Below are 13,451 nucleotides of genomic sequence, written 5' to 3'. Positions count from 1 at the left end.
CCGATGCTAGTCGCGGAGGCGCTTAGAGCTCGAGAGCAATGGAGGCCCGGGCCGGAATCGAACCGGCGTGCACGGATTTGCAGTCCGCTGCGTCACCACTCCGCCACCGGGCCATCCGGGTCAACGCAGAGCGTTGGCGAAGAGGGGCGTTGGCTATCAGACCGGGCTCGGCCGGGCAATGGAAAATCACGTGCGCTGTAGGAGCCTCGAGCCGATCTAGAGTTCGGCGCCATGATCCAAAGACGCTCGCGCGGCCTTGCCCGGATGGCCCAGCGCGGTGAGGCGCAGGCCAGAGCGCGCCTCGACGCCGCGCACCAGCTTCTCGCGATTGTCGGTGACGATGGTCGCGCCGCGCCGGGCGCGAGAGATCGCGACATAGAGCGTGGCCTGGTCGACAAGATTGCTCCGCTTGCTCTCGGCGTGGAACAGGACCTGGTCGGTGGTGCGGCCTTGAGCGGCGAACGCCGTCTGCACATAGGCGTGACGGATGTAGCGATCCTCGACGGTATTGAGCGAGAGCTGGCGGACGCGCCCCCGCTCGTCCCGCACAACGACCTCATGGCTGCGAGCGTCGACCGAGACGACCTCGGCTTGAAGGCCATTCACTCGTCCTGAGCGACGGTCGTTCCGAGTGAACTCTACCCGGTCGCCAGCGCGGATCTCCCGATCGGCGACCTCGAAGACCTCGGCGCGGCCCCAGCGATGTGGCGCCCATTCAAGCCGGCGGCCGCTACTATCAGCGAGCGCGACGACGCGTCGCTCGGTGTCGATGTGCTGGACCGTGTAGGCGGCGCCTTTGGTGATCGACCTGCTCGCGAGTGACTTGGCGAAGATGACGACATCGCCCGCGGCATAACTGCCAGCGTTCTTGGCTTCCGCGCGCGTGAGGTCCTTGGCGACCAGCGCCTTCATGGTCACCGCCGCATCGCCAAGCTGTCCGCTCTTGATCAGATCCGCACGAATACGAGCCGTAAGGAGGTCGCGCCCCTCTCGCGAAGGATCGATGACGAGCGTGTTCCGGCGTGCGGCCGTGTCGAGGCCGGCATAGTGCGCCGCGATCAAAGCGTAGCGGTCTTGAGCCTGAGAGACCTCGACGATCCGGCCGCCCCCTCGGTCTAGCGCGTCGAGCGCCTTGCGAGCATCGCCGACAATCGAGGCTTCCACCGCCTCCAGAGTCAGGGCGTTCGACTGTCGGACGATCTTGGTCAGGTGGGCCGTCTCAAGACCGGCCTCCTGCAATTGGCGGAAAGCCGCGCCCGCGCCGACCGAGCCGAGCTGGCGCGTGTCACCGACGAGCAGGGTCCGCGCGCCGACGCGCCGAGCGTCTTCAAGCAGGCGGGTCATGTCCTTGGCGGACACCAGCGAGGCCTCGTCAACGATCCAAAGCTGGCGTGATCCCTTGGGCGTCGCCGAGGGCTCCAGGAGGTGACGGGCGATCGTGCGCCCCTCCATGCCCAGCGCTTCGCCGAGCGTAAGGGCGGCTGACGCCGACGGGGCCAGCGCCTTGACCTCATAGCCTTGGGACCGCGCGGCTTCGGCCACCGTCGCCAGGACGGTGGTTGTCTTCGCCGAGCCCGCATAACCCTGAACGCCGACTACGGCATTGCGGCTCGTCAGAGCTTTTCGCGTCGCAAGCCGTTGATCGTCCGACCAGGTCAGACCGCGCTCCCCCGTCTGAAGGCTAGCCTCGGCCACGATGCGGCTGGCCAAGACAGGAGACGCGATAGCGACGAGCCTGTCTCTGCCGAGGCGCTCGATCTCGATCATCCGCCGCTCATGGGCGATCGCGCGGTCAGTCGCGAAACCCTCCAGATCCACGCCAATCGTATTGCGTAAGGCTCGGGCCTCTAGCTGGTGCGACGCCAGACGCTTCTCCAAGGCGCGCGCCAGCTGATCCCTCGCGACCTTGCCGAGCGCCTTGCGCCCGGCCTCGCGCTCCAGGTCGGCGCGGGAGAAGACCGCCTGACGCTCGCCCAGCTTATCGGCGGCGAAGCGCACCGCTTCTTGGGCGATCAGCTCGGCTTCGCCTTGAGCCGCGAGTGACAGACGCTTCGATCGGTTCGTCGCTTCAGCGACCATTACGCGCCGTGTGCTGGCGTCAAAGCCGAGAGCCTCGGCCTCGGCGCGCCAGGCCTTGCCGAGCTCCGCGCGGTCGCCACGGCCTTTCGCGGCGCGCGTATATAATGTGGCGAGCTGCTTTTCCTCGGCGCTGGCGGTGGCGCGTGTTTGGCCTCGCGCCGCCAGATGCGCCTCCACCTGCTGGGCGCGTTCGCTGAAGGCGGTAAGCAGCGGCGCGGAAAGCCCGCGGATTTCGAACATCGACTCCTTACCGATGTCGATCTCATAGCCCAGGCGACGAACGCCGACCGCCAACTCCTGGCGGTAGACTTCGCCGATCGCTTTCTGGAGCTGATAGAGCGGCCGCGAGTCCAGGCTGCGCCAGCCGTCGTTTCTGTCGAGAGTCATATTCATAATGACGGCGTGGGTGTGGAGCTGCGGGTCTTGAGCGCGACTGGTGTCATGGCGGAAGGTCGCCGCGGCGAAGTTGCCGGTGCGGACGTGCGCGACATGCTCGCCTTCCCGAATGCGCGTTCCGCCCGCGTGACGCTCGGCGAAGGACAGCGCCGCCGCCACGGCTTGGGCGTGGGCCGCGTCCAGCCGGCGATCGCCGGCGACGAGCGCCATGATCGATACCGACTTGGGCGCGCTGAAGGTCAGGTCCCAGCCGGGGCGATGCTGCCGGCCGCCCTCACGATGCGCGCCCAGCGTCTGCCCGGTCGGAAGGTGGCCTTCGAGCAATCGACGAAATTGCTCGGGATCGACCTCCCCCTCCAGCCCCAGGAGCGCGGCGCCGGATCCCTGCCAAAGGCTCGGCGCGGCGCCGTCTTCGGCGTAGTAGTCGTCGGCTTCGTAATAGCTGGCGGCTTGGGCCGAGCTCGAGAGGCTGGAGAGGGAGGCGACCATTAGACCGGCCCGCCGTCGTTCAGCGGCGTTTCAGCCGTCGGGGGCGGAGGCTTGGGACGGCCCCAGAGCGTCTGTTTGACGTCAATGGCGACGAAGCCCTTACGGCGCGGCGGCCCCCGTCGAACGATGTGGTCGTTGCGCAGGATGACGCTCGCCACCGGATAGCCGTCAGGCAGCTGCAGGAAGCCGTGGTGCGGCGGAAGCCGGAACTGGCTCTCCAGGAGCAGGGGCAGGATTTGGCGGCTACTGCCGAGAGACGTCCGGCCTTTGCCGACCTGATGGTCGAGGTTCTCTGAAGCGCCGCGCACCTCCGTCTCTACCGTCCCGGTCGCCTGGCTGGCCCATTGGCGGGTGGCCGAGTCAGCAAGCTGCAGGAAGAGCTTGGTATTGGCGTTGGCGAGCAGGGCTTCGGCGCCATCCTGTCCGTACCGGTCGCGCATCTGTCCGATCGCTTGGAAAGTCAGGACAACCGACGCCCCGAACTTGCGACCTTGTGGCAGGAGGCGAGAAAGGTTCTCGACCTTGGGCAGGTCCGCCAATTCGTCCAGCATCAACCAGACACGGCGGGACGGGTGCGGATTGAGGCCCAGAATTGCGGTCGCCGCGCATTCCAGGAAGCAGGCCAGCAGCGGACGGGTTGCGGCGAAGTACTGTTCCTGCCGGGGAAGGAAGATCCACGGCCGGAACCCACGCTTTTCGTCCAGCGTCGAGAAGTACTCCCGGAAGCTGAAGACCTTCGCTTGGTTGGGCGCCCCCCGGAGGAACTGCAGGACCTGAGCGCACCGGGGCAGCATGAACAGTACGCTGCTGGTGGCGCGTTCGGCGCCGGGCTCGAACAGGCGAGCAGAGGAGGTGTCCGAAAGCCATTCCGCGAGTTCCTCGCGAGAGCCATGATTTAGGACGTCGATCAGCGTAGTGAGATCGGTGCGACCTTCGGCATGGAGCTTTCGCAGAATGTCTGCGACCAATATTCGAGCCGATTCAAGCCAGGTGTTTTCATCGGACCTGCCTGTCGAAGCGATCAGCTGGTGAGCGATGTGATCTGCGTCGGCGGGGTGCTCGATCTCATCGAACAGAGACCAGAAGGCGCCCCGGGCGTCGAACGGGTTGAGAATGATGTCGCCGCGTTCCGGCCGGTAGTAGTGGGCGATGAACTCGCCGCTGGTGTCGTAGACGATCGCCGTGTCGCCCCGCGCTTCGATGTCGTCGAGCATCTGGCGCAGCGCGGTCGTTTTTCCTGACCCCGTGGACCCGATCAGCGCGACGTGGCGTGTCTCTAGGTCTTGGGGAATAGGAACGCTGGCCAGATACACGGGGTCCTGCCCAGCGCGCTTCCGCGTTTTACGAGCCAAGGCTTTCTCGGAGACGATACTGGAGCCGCGGCGAGCATTGTCTTGCCCCGCGCTGCGACCCCATTCGGCCGCAAAGTGGGCCCAGAGGATGCAGAGCCCGATACCCACCAGTAGCCCCGCGACGGCGCCAAGCTGCATCTGCAAAAACGCTTGGTCGGCGAAATGCTGATAGTCGGGAGATGCGGTTACTGCATGGGCGCTGACCGTTTCCAGCCCGCTCGGGGTGTAGCGGTCGATCGTGGCCTTGTCGTTGAACGGAATGTGCAGGGCCGCCTTGGCCAGGACGTAGTCCAAGGCGAAGCGCCAGGTGTCTTCGGAGAAGTACCGAACACCGATGACGGCGCCGGCCGCCGCTGAGACGACGCAGGTGTTGAAGTAGCCGCGAGCTCGGCGAAGGATGTCGCCGATTGATCCCGCGAACAGCGCTTGGCCGCGGGACAGGTTCTGATGATAGCTGGTCATTGTTGAGCGCCTCGCGCGAGGTCGCGTTGGCGGCGGTACGCATCCTGCGCCGCCTCCGCGATCAGTTGATCCATTTTGCTGTCGGTTTCGGACCGGACGACGCCGCGCCGCGCATAGGCGTAGGCCGCGCTGGCGGTGAAGAGCGTCCGGTCGATCATGGCCTCTAGGCGCGCCGCTCGGGCGAGCAGCTCGCCTAGGCCGTCGGCCACCTCATCGTCGGCCGCGCCAAGATGGGCGGAGCCGACCAGGACGCCGAGACCTGTTTCAAGGGCGCGGATCGCGGCCTGGTAGCGGCTGCAATAGCCGGGCCCCTTGGCGTAATCCGCCAGAACCGCGTTCAGGGCGGCGGGGATGCGGAGGGAAACCGTCACCTTGTTCATAGGACGCCTCCGCCGTTGAGCACGCCGACAGCGTTCGCATAGCGCTCAGAACTCGCTGGACTTTTCCGAGTCGCCCATGGTCCGCACGCCATTGGCGGGCTCTGGAAACCCTTGTGGACCGGTAGGCACGCGTGCGTGGGGTGTGTTCTTCCAATCCTTCGACGAGACGACGTCTCGTCGATACGGATGGCCATGGTTGAGGAAGGTTGTCGTTGGCGCCTCGCCGTTGGTTCGACGGGGCGTGGATCGGGCGCACGAAGGCGGCCGCATAGCGGTTTAGCCATGATGGCTCCTTTGGACCGGCTGTGGGCCGGTCCGTTGAGTTGAGGTTTCGAGGGGAAGTGCTCGCGGAGCGAGCTGCGCCCAAGGCGCTATCGGCGGTCCTTGCTCGCCCACCAGGCGCGAGCTTCGGCCGTCGGCACGAGGGTCCGGCCGCCGGCCTTGCGCACGCGCAGCCGGCCCGCCTTTACCTCTTCGTAGAAGTAGCTCTTGCCGACCGCGAAGGTCCGACAGAACTCGGCCACCGAGATGGCCATGCGGGGATGGGGTTCGTTTTCGTCGATCATCGTCAACTCCAGCGTTCGGCGGTCTTGCGCGAACGTCCTGAGTCAACCGCAGGCTGGGGCGGGCGGCATCCGGCTTGCCCGGAAACCCGTTGCCGGAGGGATTGGCCTAACCGGCCTTAACTCTGTCGTGCGGGGCGCGCGCGTTGACGGCCTCTGCTCGATCGAACGCGTCCCAGATCAGCTTTGCGTGCGTCGACAGGACGTCGTGCGAAGGATGGACTTCTGGACCAATTTCGTTGAGCGCGCCCAAAAGGAGGCGGCCGATCTCTGCCTTGGAGGTGGCCGCGTTCAGCCTGCCGCCGTGATAGACGGCATTGACCATCAGGTGGATGACGGCTTGCTCCCAGAGATAATCCCGGGGCCGTCCGCCCTTCGAAGGCGCGGGCGCTTTGGGATCGAAGCGGAGATCCGCGTCGGGATTGCCGATCTCGTGGATGCGTTGGTCGCATCGGCGCAGATAGTCTGGATCATCCTTGAGCGGCGAGGCGGGATTGGCCCTGACCTCGATCCAGAAAAGTACATCCTTGCGGTTCAGGTAGATGTCCACCAGGGGCGCGCCGTCGGCTAGGCTGATGCTGTCCTCGTCGATATTCAGGCCCATGCAGGTGGCCCACTGCTTTGGGAACACATATTGGTAGGAGCGATCGAATGTGGGGGTGTCGCCGCCATCGCGCGCGGCGACCCGGATGACGCGGCCATGGATTGCGATCACTGACGCCGCCTTGAGCGCCGATATCAGCTTCTCCTCCGCTGCCTCCGCAGAAAACGCCGGGCTCGCACCGATCAGATCAAGCGCGTCCCTCATCCGGATCCAGTCCGCGCGGTTGAGCTCCGCCGCCGCACCGACACTCGCCGGGTTGAACGTGTAGACCGCAACCTCCATCCCCATGGTCTGGTTGAAGTAGGTGTAGACCGATTGGTACTCGGGTTCGCCTAACGGGGCCTGCGGTGAATAGAGGTCGTCTGCCATGGGATCTCAACTGCAGCGTGTTGGCAGTTGGCCATGAACTTCCTTGCTATTCCACCAACGCGTCGTCGAGCATCCCATGCGGGAGCTAGAGTCATCGATCGATGACATTGTGAAATGTCTACCATCATTGACAAAGATTCATGTCCACGATAGATGACATTTTTCGATGTAATCGATCGTGGACATGAGCATGTTGATCACGACGCCACGTGACATAGGCGCTGCGATCAAGGAGCGGCGAAAGCAGCTTGGTCTGGGTCAGGCGGAATTGGCTGCGCGCGCGGGGGTTAGTCGCCAATGGCTGATCCAGGTTGAGGGCGGCAAGCCCGGCGTAGCTCTGGGCCTCGTGCTGCGACTGCTCAACGTCCTAGGCATGCGCCTTGCGCTGGATGGTCCTGACCAGCTGGCAAGCGACAGCGACGAAATCCTAGATCTGCCCGACCCTAGCGCGATCCTGAATCGCCTTCGTAAGGAGGGCTCGCAATGAGCCATCTCGTCGTGCTCATGAATGGCCTCGAAGCTGGTCGGCTCGATTATGAGCGTGGGCGTCTGACGCTGACCTACGCCGACTCCTGGAGAGGTCGTCGCGAAGCCGCGCCGATCTCGCTGTCGATGCCGTTGACGGCGGAGGCTCATTCCGGCGTGGTGGTGGAGGCCTTTCTTTGGGGACTGTTGCCGGACAACGAACTGATCATCCGCGACTGGGCCAGCAAGTTTCAGGTCAGTGCGCGCCAACCCTTCGGCTTGATCGGCGCCGTGGGCGAAGATTGCGCGGGGGCGGTGCAGTTCATCCAGCCGGAACGGCTGGACGCGGTGCTCAGCGGTGACCGCGATGGCGTGGAGTGGATCGGCGAGGAAGAGGTTGGCGCCCGTCTCAATGACCTGCGCACCAATAGAGGCGCGTGGCGTAGATCTGGCGACCTGGGCCAGTTCAGCCTTGCTGGCGCTCAGCCGAAGATCGCACTTATCCAGCAGGGGGGACGATGGGGCGTGCCCTCAGGCCGCGTGCCGACAACCCACATCCTGAAGCCGCCTTCAGTCGATATCGAAGCTCAAGCCGAGAACGAGCATTTCTGTCTTTCGTTGCTGCGGCGTTTTGGTCTTCCGGTCGCCGCATCGCGTGTGCGGAGGTTCGGCGAGGAAGTCGCAATCGTCGTGGAGCGCTACGACCGATTTGAAGGGCGGGGCGGCATTGTGCGCCGCATCCATCAGGAGGACTTCTGCCAAGCTCTCGGCGCGATGCCGGACCGGAAATACCAGAACCAGGGCGGACCAGGCCTCAAGGACTTGGTTAGCCTGCTGCGCGAAGTATCGGCCAACGCGCGAGAAGACATCGACACGCTCGTTACAGCCTCCATCGTGAATTGGATCATCGGTGGTTCGGACGCGCACGCAAAGAACTTCTCCCTGCTGCTGGGCGCGGCAGGCGCGCACCGTCTGGCGCCGATCTACGATGTCGCCAGCATCCTCCCCTACAGCCCGCAGGTGCAGTTTCAGGACGTCAAATTGGCCATGAGGATAGGAGGGGAATACCGCTTGCGGGACATAGGCTTGAAGCAATGGCGCCGCTTCGCGGAGGAAAATCGGCTCGACTACGAAGCGGTGCGAGATCGGATTGCCGACATCGGCGCCAAGCTGCCAGACTACGCCACAAGCGTGCGCAATCAGATCGCCGTCGACGGCGCCCCGCATGCGCTTAACGACAAGCTTGTGCTGTGTTTCGCGGAGCGCGCCGAGTGGGTCCAGGGGCAGCTTGAAAAGAGCGAGCGCGCGTAGACGAGCGCCCTACGCGGTTCCTGCCGTTGATGATGCACAGTACGCTGACCAGTCCCGCATCAACTCCCGGCGCTTCTCGAGTAAATCCCCACGGCGATAGGCCGCTTCCACCTTGCCGGCGATTGCGTGGGCTAGGGCCATCTCGACGACCTCGTTCTGATAAGCCGTCGTCTCCGCCGCCCAGTCTCGGAAGGTGCTGCGGAAGCCGTGGGTGGTGAGATCGGGATAGCCCATCCGCTCGAGCACCTTGAGCATGGCCATGTTCGACAGGCCCTTGCCGCGGCGCATGCCGGCGAAAATGAAGCCTTCGAGCGCGATGTCGTTGGGGATCGGCTTGCCGTAGAGGCTGAGAAATTCACGCCGGCCCTCCAGGAACGCGTCCCGCATGGCCTCCAGGACCGCCATCGCCGCATCGCACAGCGGCACCCGGTGTTCCTTGTGGGTCTTCGTCCGCGTCGCCGGTTGGGTCCAGACCCGCGCCTCGAAGTCGATCTCCGACCATTGCGCGCCGATCACCTCGCCGGTGCGGGCGGCCGTCAGGATCGCGAACTCCAGGGCGCGGGCGGCGGCGCCGTCGCGGGTTCTCAGGTCACCCATGAAGGCGGGCACGGCCTTGAAGGGTAGGGCGGCGTGGTGCTCGACGCGGGCGACCTTCGATTTGGCGGGGAGGATCTTGTCGAGGTGGCCCTTCCAGCGCGCAGGGTTCTCGCCCTCGCGATGACCGCGCGCCTTGGCCCAATCGAGAACCGACTCGATCCGGCCGCGCAGGCGGCTGGCGGTCTCAGCCTTGGTCGACCAGATCGGCTCCAAGACCTTGAGGACGAGGGCGGTGTCGATCTCATCGACGGGGCGATCGCCCAACACCGGATAGGCGTAGGTCTGCAACGTGCTTGACCACTGGGCCTCGTGCTTGGCGTTTCGCCAAGCGGCGCTGTTGGCGTCGATATAGGCGGCCGCGGCGTTCTTGAAGCTCGGTCCTCGATCGACCTCGGGCGGCGGCTCGGGCGCTGGCCTTGAGGCTGCGCGCGCGTCGATCGGATCAACGCCCTGATTCTTCAGGAGCCGGGCCTCCTGCGCCATTCCGCGCGCTTCGGCCAAGGACACGAGATGAGTCGGGCCAAGGCCCATGGCTCGCACCCGTCCATGGAGCGTGTACCGATAGATCCACGATTTCGATCCGCCGGCGTGAACCTGCAGGTAGAGGCCCCGTCCATCGGGGTGCATCCCGACCCGGTCGAGACGCTTCACCTCCAGCGCGGTTAGGCGATCAACGAGACGCGCCATTATCCACCCACACTTTCACTCACATTTTCACCCACATGTAGAATGCGGATTTGAGCGAACGTGCGCAAGCGGCCCTGAACGGCGCTTCCGGATAAGCCCTGGTTTTATTGGGATTTTTCGCGCTTCTGCGGATGTCTGCGGAAATCAGCGAAAGAGGGGGTGGCGGAGAGGGTGGGATTCGAACCCACGGTGCCCTTCCAGGCACGCCGCATTTCGAGTGCGGTACATTCGACCACTCTGCCACCTCTCCACAGGTGTTTTTCCGAAGGCTTTTTGGGCCCCCGAGGTCGAGGGCGCGATAACTAGCGGCGTCGCCGCCGGGACGCAAGCCCTCTCTTCAGCTTTCTTTTCGGTCAGGCCCTGGGGCGCAAAATCATCTGCGTGCAGCGGAAAAGAGCGATGGTCTTGCCGGTGGTTTCGTTGGTCACCACAGCGTCCCAGACCTGGGTGCTGCCGCCGCCGTGGGCCAGCTTGGCCTCGACCGCCACGCCGCCCTCGCGGGCGGTCCCCAGGAAGTTGGACTTCAGCTCGATGGTGGTGAAACCGGTCGCGCCCTCGGGCAGGGAAATGACGCAGCCATAGCCGGCGGCCGAGTCGGCCAGGGCGATGACGCTGGCCGCGTGCAGGAAGCCGTTGGGGGCCATGTGGCGCTTGTCGACGTCGAAGCGGCCGCGCACCAGGCCGGGCTTGGCCTCCAGCCATTGCAGGCCCAGCAGGTCGGGCAGAGTGCCCGCCTGGCCGGCGGTCAATTTGGCGCTGAAATCCTCGGCCATGCGAGCGGGCTCCTATGTTTCGCGTGCGAACCATAGGGCGCTGGCCCGGCGATGGGCAAGTGCGTTTCGAAAAGAAATTCAGTAGCCTAGAGGGCGCGCAGATCGACCGGCGCAAAGCGCGGACCGGCCTCGACTTCGGGCGGCAGCTTGCCGGCGCGGATGGCCACCCGCAGCGCGGCCGGGGCCAGGGTCGGCGCGGGGAGGGCGGCGTCGGCGGCGTTGCGCAGGGCGATGAAGCCGTCGCGGTCCACAGCGTCCTTCAACTGGACGTTGGCGGCCTTTTCTTCGGCGATGGTCGACTCGCAGGGCTCGCCGGCGCACGAGCCGGGCAGCACCCGGGTCTGGGGCGGCAGGCCCAGCAGCTTGCGGGCGTCGTCATAGGCCTTGCCAGCGTCGGCGCCGGGGACGTCGCAGCGGCCCGCGCCCTCGCCCGGGGTCAGCACCAGGTCGCCGGTGAACACCGCGTCGCCCAGCTGATAGGCCAGGGCGCCGGGCAGGCGGCCTTCCAGGGCGATGGCGGTGATCTCCAGCCCGCCCATCGGCAGGGCCTCGCCGTCCTGGGCCAGCTTGTCGAAGTCCCAGCCGTCCAGGTCGACGCCGTCCTCGCCCAGCACGGGGGCCAGGCGCTTGAGGCTTTCGACCACGCCGGCGCCGATGCAGACCGACGCGCCGGTCTCATACTTCACATGGCCGGCGGCCGAGACGTGGCCGGTGTGCAGGCCGGTTTCGAGAATCCAGGTGGGGCCAAGGTCGCGTTGGCGGATCTCGGCGATGATGCGGTTCATGAAGCTGGTGTCGACGGTCTCGGTGACCGGATCGAAGTCCAGGACCGGGTCGACGATCGCGCACAGGAAGGTGGCGGGGTCGACGATGAGATAGGTCACCGTTCCGGTCGACGGATGGCGGTACGCGATGATTTCCGGCTGCATCAATCTGCCTCAGTCCCCGATGCGGGGCACCATGAGCGCAAGCCGTTAAACATCGGCGAACAGCGGCGCTTAGACGCAGCGCAACTTCCCCGTAAAACCCAGTATGAGTTCTCTAGCGCTCGGCGGCCGAGCACGGGTGGGCCCCGTCGCGCATGTCGCCGACCCAAAGCGGCTCGACATAGCGGCCGCCATCGCGGAAGCCGGGCGCGCAGCCCTCGGGGACGGCGGTGCTGCGGCGAGCGCCGCTGCCGCCCATCACCGAGACGGCCAGCGACTGGCTCTGGCCGCCACGCATGCGCATCGGGTAGCCGCCGTAGCCATAACCGCCGTTGCCGTAGAAGCCGTCGCCATAGGCCCAGCCACCGTTGCGGCCGAAGTCGGTCTTGGAGACAGCGATGCCGACCGTTGTGGTCTCGCCCACCGGGATCAGGGCCGAGGCCGAGGCGCTGCGATAGCCGCCGGTGCCGACCGACACGCTCATCTGGCCGTGGATCTTGCGCTTGCCGTCGGCGTCGCGGTCGTCGAGACCGTCCTCAACGTAGTAGTCGGCGAAGTCGTGGCTGGGCTTCAGCAGGACGCGCTGACGCGCATCGGCGGCCCTCGCGGGCGCCAGAAAGGCGTCGATCTGTTCCTGGGTGGTCAGCTGCCGAACCGTCGTCTCCACGACGGGGGGCGGCGGAGCGGTCGCGGTCAGGGCCTGGACGCTGGACTTGGCCTGGGCGGTGCTGATGACCTCGTCGTCGCCATTCGTCGCCAGGAAGGGCGTCGCCAGGGCGGGCGTGGCCAGGACGGCAGCGGCGCTGAGGGCGAGGATCGCGAGAGAGGGCCGCATAGTACGCTCCAGAATGACCAGACGGAGATAGTAGGCCGGCAGGTCAGCGCAATTAGGGCGCTTTTGTTGCGGTCGCGCAAGCTTGGCCGACCTGCGGGATCAGAGCGTCGCCAGGCTGGCCTCCAGCGTCGCCATGTCGGCGGGAGGGGGGGTCTCGAAGCGCAGGGTCTCGCCGGTCACCGGATGCACGAAGCCCAGCACCGCCGCATGCAGGGCCTGGCGCGCCAGGCCGGCCGCGGCGATCCGTTCGCGCACGGGCTGGGCGGGCTGGCTGGCGCCGTAGACGGGATCGGCCAGGCAGGGCGAACCCTTGCTGGCCATGTGCACGCGGATCTGGTGGGTGCGGCCGGTCTCGAGCCGGCAGGCGACCCGGGCGGCCAGCGGCCGTTCCGGCGGTCCGAAGGTCGCCTCCACCTTATAATGCGTGATCGCCAGGCGACCGCCGGACTTCAGCACCGCCATCTTCTTGCGGTCGCTGGTCGAGCGGCCCAGCTGGGTCTCGATCGTACCGGCCAGAGGGCTGGGCGCGCCGCGCACCAGGGCCACGTACAGGCGGTCGATGTCGTGCGCGGCGAACAGTTTCGACAGGCCCTGGTGGGCCACATCGCTCTTGGCGGCGACCATGACGCCGGAGGTGTCCTTGTCCAGGCGGTGGACGATGCCGGGCCGGGCCACGCCGCCCACGCCCGACAGGCTGTCGCCGCAGTGGTGCAGCAGGGCGTTGACCAGGGTGCCGTCGGGCGTGCCAGGCGCGGGGTGCACGGCCATGCCGGCGGCCTTGTCGACCACGATCAGGTGCTCGTCCTCATAGAGGATGGAGAGCGGCAGGGCCTGGGGCTCGGGCTCGGCCGGGGCCGGCGGCGGAACGCGCAGGACATAGGTTCCGGCCCTGGCCTTGCGCGCGGCGTCGGTCACCGGCTGGCCGTCCAGGGACAGGCGGCCCTCGCCGATCAGAGCTTGCAGGCGGGCGCGAGACAGATCAGGGAACAGCGGCGCCAGGACCTTGTCCAGGCGTTGGCCGGCCAGCGACTCGGGGAGGTCGGCGGTCAGCAGTTCACCGGAATCGTCCGTTTCGGCGGCGGCGTCGTCCAGGAGGTCGTCATCAACTGTGTCCTGCGCGCCATCCACCGGGGGTTTCACTGCTCCGTCACACGCTCGTCGCG

General features: G+C 66.2%; 12 protein-coding genes and 2 tRNA genes. 2 read left to right on the top strand and 12 right to left on the bottom strand.

Annotated features, from left to right (window positions below):
* Positions 1 to 39 precede the first annotated feature (39 nt).
* The 6 genes from ABDW31_RS02760 to ABDW31_RS02735 all read right to left on the bottom strand — a co-directional run bounded on the left by ABDW31_RS02760 (position 40) and on the right by ABDW31_RS02735 (position 6,694).
* Positions 40 to 113 (bottom strand) — tRNA-Cys (locus tag ABDW31_RS02760).
* A gap of 103 nt (positions 114 to 216) precedes the next feature.
* Complete coding sequence (mobF, locus tag ABDW31_RS02755; protein ID WP_343698266.1) at positions 217 to 2,964, bottom strand: MobF family relaxase; 2,748 nt, start codon at positions 2,962 to 2,964, stop codon at positions 217 to 219.
* Positions 2,964 to 4,778, bottom strand: coding sequence for a type IV secretion system DNA-binding domain-containing protein (locus ABDW31_RS02750; protein ID WP_343698265.1), 1,815 nt, complete (start codon positions 4,776 to 4,778; stop codon positions 2,964 to 2,966). Before ABDW31_RS02750 ends, mobF begins: the two co-directional genes overlap by 1 nt.
* Positions 4,775 to 5,158 carry a hypothetical protein gene (locus tag ABDW31_RS02745; RefSeq protein ID WP_066687440.1) on the bottom strand — a complete coding sequence of 128 codons (384 nt, stop codon included), beginning with the start codon at positions 5,156 to 5,158 and terminating at the stop codon, positions 4,775 to 4,777. The genes ABDW31_RS02750 and ABDW31_RS02745 overlap by 4 nt, the downstream gene beginning before the upstream one ends.
* Before the next feature lie 371 nt (positions 5,159 to 5,529).
* Positions 5,530 to 5,724: a hypothetical protein gene (locus ABDW31_RS02740; RefSeq protein ID WP_343698264.1), complete on the bottom strand. Its 195-nt coding sequence runs from the start codon at positions 5,722 to 5,724 to the stop codon at positions 5,530 to 5,532.
* A 106-nt stretch (positions 5,725 to 5,830) separates the two neighbouring features.
* Positions 5,831 to 6,694: a hypothetical protein gene (locus tag ABDW31_RS02735; RefSeq protein WP_343698263.1), complete on the bottom strand. Its 864-nt coding sequence runs from the start codon at positions 6,692 to 6,694 to the stop codon at positions 5,831 to 5,833.
* Between the two features lie 184 nt (positions 6,695 to 6,878).
* Between ABDW31_RS02735 and ABDW31_RS02730 the strand changes: the two genes are divergently transcribed.
* Together ABDW31_RS02730 and ABDW31_RS02725 are read left to right on the top strand one after the other, a co-directional pair.
* On the top strand, positions 6,879 to 7,181 hold the full coding sequence (locus tag ABDW31_RS02730) for a helix-turn-helix domain-containing protein (protein ID WP_343698262.1): 303 nt from the start codon (positions 6,879 to 6,881) through the stop codon (positions 7,179 to 7,181).
* Positions 7,178 to 8,470, top strand: a complete 1,293-nt coding sequence (locus ABDW31_RS02725; protein ID WP_343698261.1) for a type II toxin-antitoxin system HipA family toxin — start codon at positions 7,178 to 7,180, stop codon at positions 8,468 to 8,470. Before ABDW31_RS02730 ends, ABDW31_RS02725 begins: the two co-directional genes overlap by 4 nt.
* A 9-nt stretch (positions 8,471 to 8,479) precedes the next feature.
* Here the strand turns inward: ABDW31_RS02725 and ABDW31_RS02720 are convergent, their stop codons facing one another.
* The 6 genes from ABDW31_RS02720 to ABDW31_RS02695 form a co-directional block, all read right to left on the bottom strand.
* On the bottom strand, positions 8,480 to 9,754 hold the full coding sequence (locus ABDW31_RS02720) for an integrase arm-type DNA-binding domain-containing protein (protein ID WP_343698260.1): 1,275 nt from the start codon (positions 9,752 to 9,754) through the stop codon (positions 8,480 to 8,482).
* A 160-nt stretch (positions 9,755 to 9,914) separates the two neighbouring features.
* Positions 9,915 to 10,004 (bottom strand) — tRNA-Ser (locus tag ABDW31_RS02715).
* Positions 10,005 to 10,107: 103 nt separating this feature from the next.
* Entirely contained in the window at positions 10,108 to 10,527 is a 420-nt protein-coding gene (locus tag ABDW31_RS02710) for a PaaI family thioesterase (protein ID WP_184716252.1), read from the bottom strand.
* Between the two features lie 86 nt (positions 10,528 to 10,613).
* Positions 10,614 to 11,456, bottom strand: a complete 843-nt coding sequence (locus ABDW31_RS02705) for an MBL fold metallo-hydrolase (protein WP_184716254.1) — start codon at positions 11,454 to 11,456, stop codon at positions 10,614 to 10,616.
* 112 nt (positions 11,457 to 11,568) lie between these two features.
* Positions 11,569 to 12,288, bottom strand: a complete 720-nt coding sequence (locus tag ABDW31_RS02700) for a hypothetical protein (protein ID WP_184716256.1) — start codon at positions 12,286 to 12,288, stop codon at positions 11,569 to 11,571.
* Between the two features lie 99 nt (positions 12,289 to 12,387).
* Entirely contained in the window at positions 12,388 to 13,416 is a 1,029-nt protein-coding gene (locus tag ABDW31_RS02695) for an RluA family pseudouridine synthase (protein ID WP_184716258.1), read from the bottom strand.
* Positions 13,417 to 13,451 lie beyond the last annotated feature (35 nt).

Origin of the sequence: Caulobacter sp., assembly GCF_039596335.1 — a bacterium.
Taxonomy (GTDB): Bacteria; Pseudomonadota; Alphaproteobacteria; order Caulobacterales; family Caulobacteraceae; genus Caulobacter.
Note: the sequence above shows the minus strand (reverse complement) of the source record. Positions and strands in the feature narration are given on the sequence as shown.

Excerpts from the sequence above, each read along its gene's own strand:
- ABDW31_RS02710 (WP_184716252.1), bottom strand. The coding sequence starts at position 10,527 with ATGGCCGAGGATTTCAGCGCCAAATTGACCGCCGGCCAGGCGGGCACT.
- ABDW31_RS02735 (WP_343698263.1), bottom strand. The coding sequence starts at position 6,694 with ATGGCAGACGACCTCTATTCACCGCAGGCCCCGTTAGGCGAACCCGAG.
- ABDW31_RS02745 (WP_066687440.1), bottom strand. The coding sequence starts at position 5,158 with ATGAACAAGGTGACGGTTTCCCTCCGCATCCCCGCCGCCCTGAACGCG.
- mobF (WP_343698266.1), bottom strand. The coding sequence starts at position 2,964 with ATGGTCGCCTCCCTCTCCAGCCTCTCGAGCTCGGCCCAAGCCGCCAGC.
- ABDW31_RS02750 (WP_343698265.1), bottom strand. The coding sequence starts at position 4,778 with ATGACCAGCTATCATCAGAACCTGTCCCGCGGCCAAGCGCTGTTCGCG.
- ABDW31_RS02730 (WP_343698262.1), top strand. The coding sequence starts at position 6,879 with ATGAGCATGTTGATCACGACGCCACGTGACATAGGCGCTGCGATCAAG.
- ABDW31_RS02720 (WP_343698260.1), bottom strand. The coding sequence starts at position 9,754 with ATGGCGCGTCTCGTTGATCGCCTAACCGCGCTGGAGGTGAAGCGTCTC.
- ABDW31_RS02725 (WP_343698261.1), top strand. The coding sequence starts at position 7,178 with ATGAGCCATCTCGTCGTGCTCATGAATGGCCTCGAAGCTGGTCGGCTC.
- ABDW31_RS02700 (WP_184716256.1), bottom strand. The coding sequence starts at position 12,288 with ATGCGGCCCTCTCTCGCGATCCTCGCCCTCAGCGCCGCTGCCGTCCTG.
- ABDW31_RS02740 (WP_343698264.1), bottom strand. The coding sequence starts at position 5,724 with ATGATCGACGAAAACGAACCCCATCCCCGCATGGCCATCTCGGTGGCC.
- ABDW31_RS02705 (WP_184716254.1), bottom strand. The coding sequence starts at position 11,456 with ATGCAGCCGGAAATCATCGCGTACCGCCATCCGTCGACCGGAACGGTG.